Raw genomic sequence first — 16,661 nt, forward strand, 5'->3', positions numbered from 1 at the left:
CGCACGCCGACCGACGGGGTCGGCACAGACAGAAGGATCAGCCGTCATGGCCAAGTTCGACACCTATCGCGACGCCTTCCCCAACGCCCGCTTGACCCGCAAGGACAATGGCGTGCTCGAAGTCGCGCTGCACACCGACGGCGGCAAGCTCGTCTTCAACGGCCATACCCACGAGCAGTTCGTCGACCTGTTCCATGCGATCGGCGAAGATCGCGACAATCGCGTCGTAATCCTGACGGGTTCCGGCGATGCCTTCATGGATGCGATCGATCCCGAGGGCTTCGATTTCTTCACCCCTAGGGGCTATGACAAGATCCTGCGCGAAGGCCGCAAGGTGCTGTCGAACATCCTCGATATCGAAGTGCCGATGATCGCCGCGCTCAACGGGCCAGTGCTGCTGCACAGCGAATATGCGCTGCTCACTGATATCGTCCTCGCCACGCCAGAGACGGTGTTCCAGGACAAGCCGCATTTCGAGTTCGGCATCGTTCCGGGCGATGGCGTGCATGTCCTGTGGCCGCACGTGATCGGATCGATCCGCGGGCGCTATTTCCTGCTCACCCGGCAAGTTTTGGACGCCGGGACAGCGAAGGACTGGGGCGTGGTCAATGAGATCGTGGCGGCCGACCGCCTGCTCGCCCGCGCGCACGAGATCGCCGACGGCATCGCAGCGCTGCCGCCGCTCACCGGCCGCTATACGCGGATCGCACTCACCCAGGGACTGCGTCGATTGATTGAGGCGGATGGCGGCTATGGCCTTGCGCTGGAAGGCATCAGCGCTGCGGACGTCGCCCGCACGATGGCGGCCCAAGCCTGACATTTGCGCCGCCGCTCGGCAACGCGCGGTCGGTGGCGTCCCCCTGACCGGGAATTCTTGAAGGTCCGCTTCGCTCAGAAGCGGACCTTTACTCATTGCGGGCCGGATGGGGTATATTGGTCGTGACCAGCGTTCGCTGAGCCATCGACGTAACCACCAAGCATATATTTGAACCGGCTGTTATGGCTTGCGGCTTTGCAAAACCTGCCGGTCGGCAATCAGCGAAGTCTGCTCGTTCGCAAGCCGAATACCGGAAGCCCGGCGAATGTCCGCTCCCTCCGCAAACCGCCCTTCTCCATCGGACCTGCGAATGACGGCTTTGTCCCAGGTTTCGCCCTTCCAGCTGGGCTGTAGTTTGAGCGTGCACCGACGAATGGATGTCGGAAGTTGGGAAGGCGAAAAAGTCTCGGGAGTGGCCGCTCGTGGGTCACCGCCGCCACGAAGCTGGCAGCACCTGTTTTCGCGGTTCGACGGACGGGCGCAAGCGACTGCTAAAGTCCAGAGCTGCCATTGGTTTGCAGAGCAGTATTTCACGCCCCGATGCCGTTCCCGGAAGTGCCACATGCTCTCAGTCCGGCGTCTGGCAACACGCGGCATCCGTGGAAGCCCATTCAGCGTCGTTTGGCATTGCGCATCGCAAGCATTGCTTCGGGTTCGTCGGTCAGCAACATGGAGGCACCGGCGCGGACGAGCGCACCCCACACCGCATCCGGGGCCCGCAGAGCGTCGCGGTCGCTGCCCGCGCCGACCACGAAATTGCCGTCCAGCATGTTCACCCAAAGCCGCACACCCAGCGATCGCGCGCGTGCCGAAACCGTCGTGAGCATCGACAGTGGCAGGCGATACGGCAATTCGATGCCAACAGGCTTCACGCTGCCCGCCATCTGCGCGGAGATGATATCGGCGATGGCGAGGTCGCGATCGTCGACATCCTGCGGGATCACCAGGAACGCCACTTCGTCATACGGTGCCATTGCTGCAAGCGGTAGCGATCCGGCACCGACCCGCGTCTTGAGCGTCACGCGATCTTGCGCACCGGCTTTGCGCGCGGCGGCGATGACTTGCGGATAGACGGCGTCCTTCACGTCGAGGTTGAGGACGATCCGATCCTTCGCGAGTTCCAGCATCTCGTCGAGCGTCAGCACGGCCTGATCAGTCATTGCCGCCGCCGGGCCGCCTTCGCCCTGACGCAGGTGCAATAGCTTGATCTGGGCCAAAGTGAGATCGGCGACCTTGCCGCTGCCGTCGGTGGTACGGTCGACACTGTCGTCGTGCATGATGACGAGATAGCCGTCGCGCGTTTCGCGTACGTCTGTTTCCATCATGTCTACGCCCATCGCCGCGCAGCGCTGCAAGGCGAGCGCCGAGTTTTCCGGCGCGGGCCCATACCCATGATGCGGGGCGGGCGCATGGCAGCCGCGATGCGCGACGACGACCAGCCCGCCCTGCGGATTGCGAACGTTGGCCATGATGTCGCGCGGTGTCGCCGCGCCCGCTGCGCTGCTCGCGAACAGCGCGAGGGCGGCGGTGAAGGGGAGAATTTTCATAGAGAGAGAGCCCAAATGGGAGAAGCGCGCCTTCGGGCGAAGGTTCGCGCGCCAGGAAAAGGCCCGGACGATCCCGTCCGGGCCGACAGGTCAGCGTGGAACGATCACCATTTCAGGCCGACCACGAAGCGGACATTGCGGCCCCATAGGGGACGGCCGAAGATCGCGTCGGGCGTGCCCTGACCGGACAGAGTGTCGCCTGCGGTATTGCCCTCGGTCAGGCCATGCGCGTTGGTGACATTGTCGCCGACGATCTGGAAGTTCCAGGGTCCATGATCGAACGTCATGCCTGCGCTGAAATAGCCATAGGCCGGCAGCGCGGTGGTGTTCGTCACATCGACATAGCGTTTTCCGACGTAATCGTAGCGTCCGTAGACGCTCAGTCGGTCACCACCATGGAACTTGAAATCGAGGCTCGGACGGATGTTTCCGTAGATTTTGGGCTGCCGCACGATCTGCTTGCCGGCCACTGCGCCGGCGCTAGCCCCCGTGGTGCTGGTGAAGTTGATGTATTTGGGGTCCTGCACCGTAACCGCGCCCGATACCGACAACGGACCCGCGACCCGCAAAAGCCCGTCCGCCTCGATGCCCTTGTCTTCGGCCGATCCGACGAAGGCGACGATCTGGTCGCTGCGCCCGGTGGAAGGGTTGAAGGTGGTGAAGCTGGCGCTCAATGGATCGAATTTGGTATAGAAACCGGTGAGATACAGGTAGGAATGCCCGACCAGCGCCTTCACCCCTGCCTCGTAGAGCTTTGCCTTCGATGCGGTGAACGAAGAACCGGTGATCGCGACGGCGGACGCATAAGCGGGCACTTCGAGTTGCGATGCGCGCGCGTAAATGCCGAAGCGGCTGCTGAGATCGTAGTTCACGCCCGCCGTCCAGTTCGTCGCCTTGGGCTTGAATTTCGTGGTGACGATCGCGCCGGTGAAGCCTCGCGTCGCATTGTCGGCGAGCGTCGCCGCATTGCCGAGATTGTACGAGCCCGTGGTCTGGGAAAAGCCGTTATAGCTGTACCATTCCTGCCGAAGGCCGAGGTCGATCCGCAGGCGGTCGGTGATGTCCCATGTGTCGGTTCCGTACACCGCGACCATCTGCGCATCATATTTGCCGCCGACCAGCGACGCCGCGTCGTTCAGCGCGCCATTGTCGGTGACATAGCCCTTGACCGATCCATCGGCCCCGTAAGCGACGAGGTCCAAGGTCTTCGGCTGCGACGTGACCTGGAGCAGGTAGTTTTGATAGACGGCGAAGACGCTGCTGCCCCAGTCCGCGCCATAGACGCCGACGCGAATATCGTGGCTGCCCAAGGGGGTGTCGAACTTGCGCGTGACGCTCACGTCGCCTTGGCCGGAATAGAATTTCGCGTCGGTCGAACGATATTGCGCCGAAAGCACGAGGCCGGACTGGCTGGCGGGATCATAAAGCGAGGCACCGTTGGTGCCCGCAAAGGCATAGCCAGATACGCGACATTGCCGAACGCCGCCTGCGCCGCCGCCAGATTGCTGTTTGCAAAGGTGGTGGCGACCAGCGGATTGGAGGTCGTGTACAGAGCATCGAAGTGCGAGCGCCCCTCGGTATAACCGGCCTTGGCGGAGACGTGCCACCCGCCGAAGTCACCCTCATAATCCAGTTGGGCGTTGCCGAAGCGCATATGTCGGCCATTGGCGAGATCCCCGCTCTGATTCTGCACAACGCCCGCGCCGTTGCGATACGCGATGTTCACCGAGCGCAGCGCCGGGGTGTCGAGCGTACCCGTCAGCGAATTGAGGTAGGGATTGAGGCTGACGGAGGGATTGCGGGGATCGGCAGTCGGCAGCGAGAGATAGAAGATGTTGCTGTCGTTGGTGTACTGGCCCGAGAGCTTGACGAAGCCGTTCGCAAAATCATGCTTCAAGTTCGCGCGGATCTGCCCGCCGCGATCGGACGGGAAGCCGGCATCGCGGTAGCCGTCATTCTGTCGCAGGAAGCCGCCGACCGCGTAATAGGTATCGTGACCCAGCGGTCCCGATTGATAGGCATCGAGCCGGTAGAGGCCGGTGGTCCCGACCGTCACCTGCGCCTCGCCCTGCGGTTTATCGCTGCCGGTGCGGGTGATCACGTTCGCGATCGCGGCCGCACCGCTCGCATAAATCGGTGCCGGGCCGCCCCGCACGACCTCGACCCGCTGGGTCATCAGGTCGGGACGGTTCATCCCGTCGCCCGCGTTGAAGAAATACCCGTCGAGATCGTGGAACAGCGGCAGGCCGTCCTGCTGGAAATAGAGATAGCCGCGGTCGGTCGGAATGCCGCGCACGCGGGTGATGTTCTGCACTTCGCCGCCGGTTGACTCGACCTGGATGCCCGGGACGACGCTGAGCAGCTGCGCCATGCTCTGGGGCGCGAGCTTCTTGATATCGTCCGAAGAAAGCGAATTGACCGCGTAGGAAACGTCGAAGCGCCGTTGCGCGCGAGCAGATCCGGTGACGACGATATCGACCGGCTGTTCGGCTTCGGCCTTAGCGGGAGCCGCGGCGTTCGCCTGGTCGCCGGGCGCGGTCTCGGCCAGCGCCGGGCCACCGGCAAAGAGCGCCAGGACGGCGGCATTGGTGAGCAGGCTTGTCTTGATTCGCATGATAATCCCCTTGAATTTGTTCGAGGGGCGCTTTCGTCGGGTTCGGTGACAGTTTTAATTGATTTCATGAAATTAAATCAGAGAGTTCCAAATGCGGTCAACGCCTACTTTCAAGCACGTCGTGGAGCGGAGCGAGCGCGGCACCCAGCACGACGGCCTTACTCCCAAGGCGGGATGCGTAGATCTGTGGCGTTGGCGCACGGAGCCCGCTGAAAAGGCGATTGCAATGCTCGGTCACCTGCGCCGCCAGCCTATCCAGGACCGATTGAGGCAGCGCGCCTGAAATGACCACCGCGCCGGGGTCCAGCCACGCGACGCCGCTATGCGTGGCTGCGGTCAGTTGCTTTGCAGCACGCGCGATCCATGTGTCGAAAACCGCGCGATACGGGTCCAAAAGGCCGTGCAGGTCGGCGAGAGATGCGACATCGGCACCTGCCCGGCGCAGGGTTTCCAGAAGATCGACCCCGGACGGCCTTGGTTCGCTGCCCGGAAAGAGCCGTCCGACCTCGCCCGCATTGTGGAACTCGCCGGAGAACAGGTCGCGCTCCGCGATCAGGCCGCCGCCGACACCGTGGCCGAGAAAGAAGACGAGGATCGAACGGTGCTGGCGGATGATTTCCGGGCGATAGAATTCAGCCAGCGCCGCCGCAGCCGCATCATTCTCGATCCACACGGGCATGCCCAGCACATCGCCTAGAACCTCCCGCAACGGAATATTGTCCCACGGCGCGATCCAATCGACGACCGCGCGACGGTTACGATCGCCATCGATCGCGTACCCCGCGACCGCTACGCCCAGGCCCAGGAAGCGGCCCCGCATAAAGCTGCGCTGCGCGACCAGAGTGCGCAGTCGCGCCTCGACCGTCCTTGCGAAAACCCTCGGATCATTTTGCGTAAAAGGCAGCGTATCCTCGAACAGAATCTCGCCCCGAAAATCGATTGCGACAAGCTCAAGCCATCCCGGGTGTACGGTCGCGCCGACCGACCATCCGCCATCGCCGGCGATCGCGACGGGAATCGTCGGGCGTCCGCGACCCGTCTCGGAATTCGTCGGAATATCCTCGACAAGCTGCATGTCGGCGAGCTGCTGCGTAATCCGCGTCAAGGTGGCGGGGTTGATGCCGAGCGTTTGGGCGAGGTGCACGCGCGCGGTCGGGCCATGGATGCGCAAATGCTGCACGACGCGCCGCTGCGCTTCGCTGAGAATGAGCCTGGTGGGCGAAGACATGCGCATAACGCCCGATTATATAATTGCAGTGCGTCAAAAAATGAAGGGTGAGCCCTTTATGGCGATCGGGCCATGTCCCGCTTCTCCCAGCCTTCGGGCGTATCCCTGCCAACCGAGCCGATTCCGCTCTCGACCAAGCTCGCTTACAGTTCGGGCAATCTGGGCAAGAGTTTCCTCTGGAACGCCTTCGAGAGCGTCCTGCTCTATTTTCTCGTGTTCAATGCGGGCCTGTCTGCAGCGTATGCCGGTGCACTGCTCGCGTCGCTGATGGTGTGGGACGGCCTGGCCGATCTGGCGATTTCCTATCGATCCGACTGGACCGGACGGCGCGATGCGCAAGCACGCCTGATCCGGGTCGCGGCGCCATTGTGCGGTGCCGGTTTCGCGCTCATTTTCGCAGCACCAGGATTTGGCGGCACCGCCCTAACCGTCGCCGCCGTCGTCGGAAGCAGGATCGGCTACACGCTGGGCGATGTCGGGCATAACACCCTGCTCTTGCGAGTCGTTCGAACCGAGCGGGATAGCGGAGACGTCTCCGCGCTGCGTCTTATCTTCAGCGCGCTTGGCGGGAGCGGAGTCGGTTTGGCGCTGGCCAAGGTTCTGGCAATCGGCGATCAGGCGGGGCGCAGCCATGCCTTTGTCATCTTCGGCGTCGTCGGCGGTGCCCTTTACGCATCGACCTTGATCTTCGCGCAAATCGCGACCGCGCGGCTCGCGGATGGCGAAAGAAAGCCGCTTAAAGTCCCGGCCATAACGATGCTGCGACGTTTGCTTGCCAATCCTGCCTATCGCTTCGCGCTGTGTGTCGTCGCCATCCAGAGCATGTTGATCCCCTTTTTCTCGCGCGCGCTTCCGTTCTTCGGCCACGCCGTGATGCGGGACACGGCCTGGGCGGGTTGGGCGCTCGCCAGTATGACGTTTGGCCAGGGCGTTGCGCTACCTCTCTGGATGATCGTCGCGCGGCACATTCCGACGCGCACTGTCTTGGCCGTATCTCATATTGGCCTCATCCTATCGATTGGCTGCTTCGCGTTCAGCCTGACCTCGACCGCTGGCATGATCTTTCTCGCATTGCTTGGCGGAAGCCAGGCGGGCATGAACACCGCCATCTGGGCGCTTCTGGCGATGAGCGTGCAATCGGAACGCGGCAACGGGATTGTCGGCGAAGCCTTTCCGATCGGGCTGTTCGTCGCGACGTTGAAGGCCGCGTCCGGGTTGGGCACCGCGTTGCTTGCCGTCCTCGTCGCCAAGCTCCTCCCGGTTTGCCCATTATGTCCGCCGATTTCGCCTTCATTTGTCCTGTCGGGCGCGCTTGGTATTCCTGTCCTGGGTGCGATCTGCGTCTTGTACTTGCAGTTTGCCTCCTCCAGACGCCGATGAATGCCTCGGTTCATGACCGAAATCTGAGGCTGACGCTTCTTTGCCGGCACGTGGCTTAGTCTATGAAATTTAAGCGCATTTCGCCTGTCTTCTGGCGATGACGCCTTACCTGTCTTCTCTCCGCTCAAAGTCGAATGCGAGCGCTGACCTGCACCGAACGCGGCGCGCCGGGTGCGTAGAAGGTCGAGGATAATAGCGGGCGCTCGCCGCCGATCACCGGGGTGGCGAAGGGGCGCGCTACGAAACGGCCAGTGCCGTCGAATGCAGTCGCCGCGAGCTGCGCGGCGGTGGCATATTGCTTGTCGAGCAGGTTGTTCACCTGGAGCGTCAGCGTGACGGCCCTGGTAACGTGCAGTTCGGCACCGCAATTGATGACCGCATACGGTCGCGTGCTCCCGGCACCGAGGTAATAAACGCCGTCGGGCACATGCGCGTTGTTCTCGTTGCCGCGCGCAAAGACGCCCGAAACAGCGATAACGTCAACATCGAGCGACAGGCGCTTGATCGGATCCCAGCCGACCGCCGCCTTGGCGATCGAACGCGGGATTAGCGGAATGCGATTTCCCCTGCTGATGGCGATCGTGCCGTCAAACCCGGGGGCGACGCCGTCATTGCTGCTGTTGCCCGAGGCACCGACGTGCTCGCTGCTGCGGTACGTGGCGTCGAGCCAGGTATAATGGCCCGAAAGCCGAACTGCACCGAACGTGGCGGTCGCATCCAGATCGACGCCTTGCCGCCGCGTGCGGCCAAAGTTCCGGAAATAGCCAAAGCCTGCGGCGTCGTTCGCGACGAATAGAATGTCGTTGCGGCTGTCGGTGCGAAAGGCACCGATGCGCCAGGTGAGGGGGCCATGCGTGCTGCCATGTACGCCGACCTCAAGCGTCGTCGCGGTCACCTGGTTGAGCGGTGGATCCCCTGCCAACGCATTGGGCAGCCGACACGGGCTTGCCGGATCGGAGCAGCCGAGCTCGATCGCCGAGGGCGCGCGGCTGGTCTGCGCGATCGCGGCATCGAAGCCGAGCTGCTTGAACGGCATCCAGGCGACGGCGATAGCGGGGTTGAAGGCGGAGAAGCGATGATCGCCCGTCAGCGAACCGGTTCCGGCAACGGGCGTGATCCGGTCGCGATTGCCGACGCTCGTGCGATCGTAGCGTGCCGACAGATCGACTCGCAGCGTGCCGGTCAGCATCAGCGAATCGGTGCCGTAGAGGCCGAGATTGGTGGTCCGACCGTGCAGGTCGACGCGCGCGTCGAACGCGGTTTCGGATTGCTGCGTCCCGTCGGCAAACGCACCCGGGCCAGTGACGCCGACCACGCCGCGCTCGGCAGTCAAATAGGCGAATTGGGCGGATTGCGCGAAGTCGGCCTGGCTATCCGAATAGCTCGCGCCGAACGTTAGCGTCTGGTGCAGCCCGGCGAATGTCGCGGTAAGTGTTGCCTCCATGCTCGCGCCCCATTCGCGCTGGTCGGTCGCCGAACGGTTGATCAGGCCGTTGCATTTTTCGTTGGGCTCGGTGTCGAGCAGCGCCTCGGCGATACAGCGATAGCGCGGGAAGGGCGTGTTGCCCTGCGTTTCGCCACTTAGCGGAAAGCCGCTAATGTTGGCCGCAGCCAAGGCGGCGCGCTCGGCGGCGTTGGGCTGGTATAGATTTTCGCCGAGCGCATTGTCGTTGACGTCGCCATTGAAGGTGCGGGTCTTGATCCGCCGCCAATAAAACGTTTCCCGACAGCGACAGTGCGTCCGATACGGTGTGCTTTGCGGTCAGATTGACCAGCCCCGAGCGGTTCCGCGTGACGTCGGGCTGGGTGTAGACGCTGCGGCGATCGGCGGCGAGCAGGCGCTGTTCTTGCAGTCCGTTGCCGTTGAGGTCGGTGTCCGCGTAGCTCGTTGAAAGCTGCAGATGCGTCGTCGCATTCGACCAGCCGAACTTGGCGAATCCCTGATAGGCGCTGGAGGTCGAAAAGGCGCGCCAGCCGCGCTCGTGAAAGGCGTTGCCGCTGACGAACCAGTCGAACCCGCCGCGGATCGCGCCCCCGGCCTGCGCCTCGAGCGTGCGGCGTGCGAACGATCCGACGCCGACATCGAGCAGGTAGCCGGGGTCCGAGTTGCCGTCCTTGGTGCGGATCGATACCGCACCCCCCAGCGAGTTGCGCCCGAACAACGGGTTCGAGCCCGGCACGAGGCTAACCGAGCGGATTGCTGATTTGGGGATCAGGTCCCAGCTGACGATATCGCCGAACGGCTGGTTGAGCCGAACGCCGTCCAGGAAGACCGACAACCCCTCCGGCGTGCCGAGCAGCGGGGAAGCGGTGAAGCCACGATAGTTGATGTCGGGCTGAAGCGGGTTGCCCTGCATTTCATTGACGAACACGCCACCGCTCAGCCGCTTGAGATAGTCTGTGAGGTCATTGGCATGCGCGCGCTGGAGCTGCTCGTCGCTGATGGTCTGCGCTGGAAAGCGCAGCGCGCCCTCGCCGACATCAAACAGGGGCGTGGCGGTGACGACGATATCGGGGCCGGTCTGGTCTTGCGCAAAGGCGGCGAGCGGGAAGACGAGCGCTGCCCCCGCAATGCCGACGCGCGAGAACAGCCGCACCGCGATCGGGCCCTCCGACTTCGCGCTCCCGTCCATCACCGGGCCGTACAGCGCAGCGGCACGGGGGCAATGTCGGTGAAGGTGGCGACGTCGCCAAACACCGTGGCCGCCTCGGGCGATGCCAGCGCGGCGTCGAGCGCCGCGCCATCGCTGAACTCGAGCACCGCGACCGCCGCATAGGCCGGAGCGGGTTCCTCTGGAATAAATGCGGAGGCGCGGGTCAGCCCATACCGCGTCCAACTATCGCGTACGAGCGGCAGATGCCGGTCCAGATAGGCATCCAGGTCGAACGTCGCGCCGTCGGTTCGGGGATAGGTGACGAGCAAGGTGGTCATGTCAGCGCGCCTTTGCGAGATAGCCGACCATCCGCTTCTTAGCGAAGGGCGGGAGATTGGCCGCGCGCGCGGCGGCGAGATTGGCGGACGGGCCGTCGCCGGCCTGCACGACCGCGACCATCCCCATTGAATAATGCGGTGCGCATTTGATGCCGTAGATGCCGGGCGTGGTGACAACGAGATCGAAAGACTTGCCCATCGCACCTTTGCTCGGCGTGACGCCGGCGGGCAGCATCGTGGGGATCAGCTCGGCATTGTGCACCGGGCTGGTCGGCACGAAGCGTACTGTGTCGCCCGGATTGGCCTTCACGAAGGCGGGGACGAACACCATCGCGCCTTCGGGGCCGCTATCCCTCATCTCGACGACGATCGTCTTGGCGGGCACGGTCTTGGGTGCCTTCGCACTTACGCCGGTCGCTCCCAGCGCGGCAGTCAGACACAATGCGGCGGCGATCAGTCTCGACATCATCTTCTCCTCACGATCGTCTCGCGCGGGCGCTCGGCCTTGGCAGCGGACGCTTGGTTATCGCGAGCGAGCATGGAGGCAGACTGACGGTCCGCAAATTGCCCTTTGGTGCAATAGCGCGGTCGAGGGTTTTGGGCACAATAGAGGCAGATAGCCCGCATTGGTGTCAGCCACCGGGCTCATATCCAGGAGAGAAACTATGCTGCACCAGGCGCTCGAAGGTTTGAAAGGCAAGGTCGCGATTCGCTCGACTTATGACAATTACATTGGCGGCCAATGGGTCGCGCCGGTGCAGGGGCGCTATTTCGACAATCCCTCGCCGGTGACCGGCCAGACGGTGTGCCAGGTGGCGCGTGGTACCAAGGAAGACATCGATCTCGCACTCGACGCCGCGCACAAGGCGAAGGACGCGTGGGGCCGCACCTCTTATGCCGAACGCGCGGTGATCCTCAACAAGATCGCCGACCGGATCGAGGCAAATCTGCCGCTGATCGCGATGGTCGAGACAATCGACAACGGCAAGCCGATCCGCGAGACGACCGCCGCCGACATTCCGCTCGCGATCGACCATTTCCGCTATTTCGCAGGCTGCATCCGCGCGCAGGAAGGGGGCATTTCCGAGATCGACCATGACACGGTCGCGTATCATTATCACGAGCCGCTGGGCGTGGTCGGCCAGATCATCCCGTGGAATTTCCCGATCCTGATGGCGGTGTGGAAGCTCGCGCCCGCACTTGCCGCCGGCAATTGCATCGTGCTCAAGCCAGCCGAGCAGACGCCGATGTCGATCATGGTCTTGATGGAGATTATCGGCGATCTGCTCCCGCCGGGTGTGCTCAACGTCGTCAACGGTTTCGGCGTCGAGGCGGGCAAGCCGTTGGCGCAGAGCCCGCGCATCGCCAAGATCGCCTTTACCGGCGAGACCACGACTGGCCGCCTGATCATGCAATATGCGACCGAAAATCTGATCCCGGTCACGCTCGAGCTCGGGGGCAAGTCGCCCAACATCTTCTTTGCCGATGTGATGGATCAGGACGACGATTTCCTCGACAAGGCGCTCGAAGGGTTCGCGATGTTCGCGCTCAACCAGGGCGAGGTGTGCACGTGCCCGAGCCGCGCGCTGGTGCATGAAAGCATCTACGACCGCTTCATGGAAAAGGCGGTCGCCCGCGTCGAGAAGATCGTGATGGGCAGCCCGCTGGATCCTTCGACCATGATCGGCGCGCAGGCGTCGAACGACCAGCTCGAGAAGATCCTGTCCTATTTCGATATCGCGCGCGACGAAGGAGCGAAGATCCTCACGGGCGGCGAGCGCGCGCAGCATGGCGACGATCTGGGCGGCGGCTATTACGTCAAGCCGACGATCATCTCGGGCAACAACAAGATGCGCGTCTTCCAGGAGGAAATCTTCGGCCCGGTGGTGGCGGTGACGCCGTTCAAGGACGATGCCGACGCGCTCGCGATCGCCAATGACACGCTCTACGGGCTCGGCGCGGGGGTTTGGACCCGCGACGGAACGCGCGCCTATCGCATGGGTCGCGGGATCCAGGCCGGACGGGTGTGGACCAATTGCTACCATCTTTACCCGGCGCACGCTGCGTTCGGCGGGTACAAGCAATCGGGGATCGGGCGCGAGAACCATCGCATGATGCTCGATCACTATCAGCAGACCAAGAATTTGCTCGTCAGCTACAGTCCGAAGCCGATGGGGTTTTTCTAGCGTATCGACCGAAGCCCGGCGGTCTGTTCCCTTGGCCGTCGGCTGCGGCGGGTCTTCGGACCCGCCGCTTTTTCCCGCGTTTTCAGGAGCCGAGCGTGACGCCACCTGCCCGTATTCTCGCAACCGACGCCGCGATCGCCTTGATCGATCGGCTGAGCGCGATCCACGGGCGGGTGATGTTCCACCAGTCCGGGGGATGCTGCGACGGATCGGCACCGATGTGCTACCCTGCGGACGAGTTTCGGGTCGGTGGGCAGGACATTTTGCTGGGGCGTATCGCCGACGACGTGCCGGTGTGGATCGGTGCCGCGCAATTCGCCTATTGGCGGCATACGCAGGTGACGATCGATGTCGTGCCCGGGCGCGGCGCGGGGTTTTCGCTCGAGGGGCCCGAGGGACTGCGCTTCATCATCCGCAGCCGCGTCTTCAGCGACGCCGAGGTCGATGCGCTCGACGCGGCGGGCGTGCCGGTCTGCGGTGCCGGATGATCCATGGCAATCGACGCACCCGTGCAGGCATGACATGATGCCGCTCATGCTCGATGCCCCCCCGCCCGCGCGGTTGCGTTCCCCGGTCCGTACCGCTGCGACGCGGCTTGCGGATCCCGATGCCGCAGCGCAGGCGCTGTTTGCTGCCCTCGACCCGATGACGCTTGCCGGCGTGCTGATCTTCAGCTCCAGTCGCTACGCGCTCGATGGGCTGGCCGAGGCGATCAACCGGCGTAGCGAAGGGCTGTGCGTGGTGGGATGCACCTCTTCGGGTGAAATTACTCCGGAAGGCATCGCCGAGGGCACGATCGCTGCGATCGGTTTCCCGGCGAGTGATTTCACGCTCAACGCTGTCCGCTTCGATCATCTCGATTCGTTCGATGCCAGCCGTGCGCAAAGCGTCGTGCGCGCGCTGGTCGCCGAATCGACCGCCGCCTCGGACGCGCTTGGTCCCGAGGTGACGCGCGCCGCGATCTTCCTGGTCGACGGGCTGTCGCACCGCGAGGAGATGCTCACCGTCACCGTGCAGGATGCGCTTGGCGAAATCCCCCTGATCGGGGGATCTTCCGGCGACGGGCTCGACTTCAAGGAGACCTTCATCTTCCAGGACGGTGCCTTCCGCCGCGATGCCGCGCTCGTCGCGATCCTGTCCTCGGCGCGACCGATGCAGGTGTTTCGCTCGCAGCATTATGCGCCGGGACAGGTCAAGATGGTGATCACCGGGGCCGATCCGGTGGGGCGCGTCGTTACCGAAATCAACGCCGAACCGGCGGCGGAGGAATATGCCCGGCTGACCGGGACGACCGTCAACCAGCTCGGCCCCGCAGTCTTTGCCTCGCACCCGCCGATGGTGCGCGCCGGCGGCGAATATTATGTCCGATCGATCCAGTCGGCCAATCCCGACGGCAGTCTGACCTTCTATTGCGCGATCGACGAAGGTGTTGTGCTGACGCTGGGCGAGGCACGCAACATTCTCGACGGGCTCGGCACTTTGTTCGACGATCTCGACCGCAGTGTCGGTGGGATCGACCGGATCGTCGGGTTCGACTGTGTGCTCAACAAGATCGAGGCCGAACAGCGGCAATTGACCCGCAAAGTCTCTCGCATGTTCGTCGAACGGCGCGTCACTGGCTTCAACACCTATGGCGAGCAGTTCCACGCGCTCCACGTCAACCAGACCTTCAGCGGCCTGGCGATCGGCTGGGGGGACTGATGGCAACGCGGATCGCCGTGCCCCAAAGCCACGATGCCGCGCGGATCGCGGCGCTCGAGGCTGAGATCGTCAAACTCAAGCGCATCAACACCGCTCTGATCGACCGCGTCGAACGCTCAACCGATCTTCAGGGCAATGCCTTCTCGCTGTTCGAAACCGCGATCTCGCTGGAGGGCAAGGTGCGCGAGCGTACCGCCGATCTGGAACAGGCGCTCGACGCGCTGGCGCGCAGCAACGCGGCGCTCGGGATCGCCAAGGAGACGGCCGACGATGCGCAACGCCGCTTGCGCGATGCGATCGAGAGCATCAACGAAGGCTTTGCGATTTTCGATGCCGATGATCGGCTTGTGCTGTGCAACCAGACCTATCTCGGCCTGTGGCCCAAGATCGCCGACCGGATCGTCCCCGGAATCTCCTTTTCCGAAATCACCGACATGATCGGCAAGGACGGCACCACGCTTGGGGCGATGGTCGCACACGACCGCTGGGTGTCCGAGCGGATGGCGCAGCGCATGGTCGCGAGCGGCGGGCATGTCCACGCGCTTGCCGACGGCCGCTGGATCCAGATCAACGAATTGCGCACCAGCGAGGGCGGGATCGTCGGCGTCTATACCGACATCACGGAAGTGAAGGCCGAGGATGCGCGGCTGCGCGCGCGTGAACTCGCCGAGAAGAGCGCGATCCTCCAGGCGACGCTCGATACGATCCCGCAGGGCGTGTGCGTCTACGATGCCGAGCGTCGGCTGGTCGCGTGGAACGATCCGCTGCTCGCAGTAATCGGTCTGCCCGCCGATGGGATCGCGATCGTCGCGACGCATGACGGGTTGGTCGCGGGATGTGTGGCGTTGAACGGACCGATGGAGCCAGACCTGCCGCTCGCTTGGCTCGAAGACGGCGTGCGCGATGCCGTCTCGCTCCGACGTTACCGAAGCGGCAAGGTCGTAGAGGTTCACCGTGCACGCATGCCCGATGGCGGGATGGTGATGAGCTTTGGCGATATCACCGAAAGCCTGCGCGCCGCCGAGCGGCTGCGCGAGACCAACGAGACGCTCGAACGCCGTGTCGAGGAACGTACCGCCGACATCAACGCGGTCAATCGCGAGCTCAGCCGCGAAAATGCCGAGCGCCTCGCGGTCGAGGCGGCACTGCGCGACGCCAAGACTGCAGCCGAACAAGCCAATATCTCCAAGACGCGTTTCCTCGCTGCGGCGAGCCACGATCTGTTGCAGCCGCTCAACGCTGCGCGGCTGTTTGTCGCCGCCTTGAGTGACCGGCGGCTCGCCTTGCCGACGCGCGCGCTGGTGCGCCAGGCGGGGTCGGCGCTCGATTCGGTCGAGGATCTGCTCGAATCGCTGCTCGAGATATCCCGGCTCGATGCCGGTGCGATCGTCGCCGAGCCGATCGACTTCGCGCTCGACGAAATGCTGCGCAGCATGAAAGCCGAATTCGCACCCGTCGCGCGCGAGCGTCGGTTGACGCTGCGGATCGATGACGGTGTGTTCTGGGTGCGCTCCGATCCGCGCCTGTTGCGGCGGATTCTGCAGAACCTCATCGGCAATGCGTTACGCTATACCCAGGCCGGGTCGGTGGACGTCTCGGTTCGCGTCGAGGGTGAAATGCTGCAGGTCGAGGTGATCGACACCGGCCCGGGGATCGCGCCCGAGCATCATGTCGAGATCTTCGAGGAATTCCGGCGAATCGGCGAGCATGGGCGTGATCGCGGGATGGGGCTGGGGCTGGCGATCGTTCAGCGCGCGGCGCGGATGCTCGGCCATGCGCTGACCGTCCGCTCCGCGCTCGGCGAGGGCTCGCGCTTCGGGGTGGAGGTTCCGCTCGGCACGCCCAGCGCGCACGTGTCGCATACCGTCGCGCCATCGCGCAGCGGGCCGCTCAACGATCGGGTCGTGCTCGTGATCGACAATGAGACATTGATCCTCGAAGGCATGTCGGCTCTGCTCGAGGGGTGGGGCTGCACCGTGCTGAACGCACGCGACATGGCGACCGGGATAGCGCAAGCCAACATCTCGCGGCCCAATCTCCTCATTGCCGACTATCACCTCGACGACGGCCAGACCGGGGTCGGCGCGATTGAGGGCTTGCGGGCTGCGGAGGGTGCCGCGATCCCCGCGATTATCATCACAGCCGATCGTACCCCCGAATTGCGCGATCATCTGGCTGCGGCGGGCTTCCACGTCCTGCAGAAACCGGTCAAGCCCGCGCAGCTCCGCGCGCTGATCACGCGGCTCACGCAGTAAT

13 protein-coding genes and 1 pseudogene are annotated in these 16,661 nt (G+C 63.9%); 6 read left to right on the plus strand and 8 right to left on the minus strand.

What is annotated here, in order from left to right; all coding sequences use genetic code 11:
* The first annotated feature begins 46 nt into the window (after window positions 1-46).
* Complete coding sequence (locus NW75_RS02365) at window positions 47-817, plus strand: enoyl-CoA hydratase/isomerase family protein (protein WP_033963523.1); 771 nt, start codon at window positions 47-49, stop codon at window positions 815-817.
* A gap of 611 nt (window positions 818-1,428) precedes the next feature.
* Here the strand turns inward: NW75_RS02365 and NW75_RS02370 are convergent.
* The 4 genes and pseudogenes from NW75_RS02370 to NW75_RS02380 all read right to left on the minus strand — a co-directional run bounded on the left by NW75_RS02370 (window position 1,429) and on the right by NW75_RS02380 (window position 6,206).
* Window positions 1,429-2,364: a glycerophosphodiester phosphodiesterase family protein gene (locus NW75_RS02370; protein WP_033963524.1), complete on the minus strand. Its 936-nt coding sequence runs from the start codon at window positions 2,362-2,364 to the stop codon at window positions 1,429-1,431.
* A gap of 104 nt (window positions 2,365-2,468) precedes the next feature.
* Window positions 2,469-3,971 carry a TonB-dependent receptor gene (locus NW75_RS27630; RefSeq protein WP_331385959.1) on the minus strand — a complete coding sequence of 501 codons (1,503 nt, stop codon included), beginning with the start codon at window positions 3,969-3,971 and terminating at the stop codon, window positions 2,469-2,471.
* A gap of 563 nt (window positions 3,972-4,534) precedes the next feature.
* Window positions 4,535-4,978: pseudogene (locus NW75_RS27635) on the minus strand (TonB-dependent receptor plug domain-containing protein); the annotation flags it as partial.
* A 97-nt stretch (window positions 4,979-5,075) separates the two neighbouring features.
* Entirely contained in the window at window positions 5,076-6,206 is a 1,131-nt protein-coding gene (locus NW75_RS02380; RefSeq protein ID WP_033963565.1) for an ROK family transcriptional regulator, read from the minus strand.
* 72 nt (window positions 6,207-6,278) lie between these two features.
* On the opposite strand from NW75_RS02380, the gene NW75_RS02385 reads away from it, so the two are divergent.
* Entirely contained in the window at window positions 6,279-7,586 is a 1,308-nt protein-coding gene (locus tag NW75_RS02385) for an MFS transporter (protein ID WP_033963525.1), read from the plus strand.
* Between the two features lie 124 nt (window positions 7,587-7,710).
* Here the strand turns inward: NW75_RS02385 and NW75_RS25730 are convergent, their stop codons facing one another.
* From NW75_RS25730 to NW75_RS02400, 4 genes are read right to left on the minus strand one after another with little or no spacing between them, the layout of a single operon-like run.
* The gene (locus NW75_RS25730) at window positions 7,711-9,201 is read right to left on the minus strand and encodes a TonB-dependent receptor (RefSeq protein ID WP_052192050.1); all 1,491 of its coding nucleotides are present in this window, start codon (window positions 9,199-9,201) and stop codon (window positions 7,711-7,713) included.
* On the minus strand, window positions 9,182-10,219 hold the full coding sequence (locus NW75_RS25735) for a TonB-dependent receptor plug domain-containing protein (RefSeq protein WP_052192052.1): 1,038 nt from the start codon (window positions 10,217-10,219) through the stop codon (window positions 9,182-9,184). Before NW75_RS25735 ends, NW75_RS25730 begins: the two co-directional genes overlap by 20 nt.
* Window positions 10,219-10,518, minus strand: a complete 300-nt coding sequence (locus NW75_RS02395) for an EthD family reductase (RefSeq protein ID WP_033963526.1) — start codon at window positions 10,516-10,518, stop codon at window positions 10,219-10,221. Before NW75_RS02395 ends, NW75_RS25735 begins: the two co-directional genes overlap by 1 nt.
* A 1-nt stretch (window position 10,519) precedes the next feature.
* Window positions 10,520-10,987: a pseudoazurin gene (locus NW75_RS02400; protein WP_052192054.1), complete on the minus strand. Its 468-nt coding sequence runs from the start codon at window positions 10,985-10,987 to the stop codon at window positions 10,520-10,522.
* 196 nt (window positions 10,988-11,183) lie between these two features.
* Here NW75_RS02400 and adh point away from each other — a divergent pair, with 196 nt between their 5' ends.
* The 4 genes from adh to NW75_RS02420 all read left to right on the plus strand — a co-directional run bounded on the left by adh (window position 11,184) and on the right by NW75_RS02420 (window position 16,660).
* Complete coding sequence (gene adh / locus NW75_RS02405) at window positions 11,184-12,704, plus strand: aldehyde dehydrogenase (protein ID WP_033963527.1); 1,521 nt, start codon at window positions 11,184-11,186, stop codon at window positions 12,702-12,704.
* A 95-nt stretch (window positions 12,705-12,799) separates the two neighbouring features.
* Entirely contained in the window at window positions 12,800-13,192 is a 393-nt protein-coding gene (locus tag NW75_RS02410) for a DUF779 domain-containing protein (RefSeq protein WP_033963528.1), read from the plus strand.
* 46 nt (window positions 13,193-13,238) lie between these two features.
* A complete protein-coding gene (locus tag NW75_RS02415) occupies window positions 13,239-14,405 on the plus strand; it encodes an FIST N-terminal domain-containing protein (protein WP_033963569.1) in 1,167 nt (388 codons plus the stop codon).
* Window positions 14,405-16,660 carry a hybrid sensor histidine kinase/response regulator gene (locus NW75_RS02420; protein WP_033963529.1) on the plus strand — a complete coding sequence of 752 codons (2,256 nt, stop codon included), beginning with the start codon at window positions 14,405-14,407 and terminating at the stop codon, window positions 16,658-16,660. Before NW75_RS02415 ends, NW75_RS02420 begins: the two co-directional genes overlap by 1 nt.
* Window position 16,661 lies beyond the last annotated feature (1 nt).

The organism is Sphingomonas sp. Ant H11, from assembly GCF_000797515.1.
Classification (GTDB): Bacteria; Pseudomonadota; Alphaproteobacteria; order Sphingomonadales; family Sphingomonadaceae; genus Sphingomonas.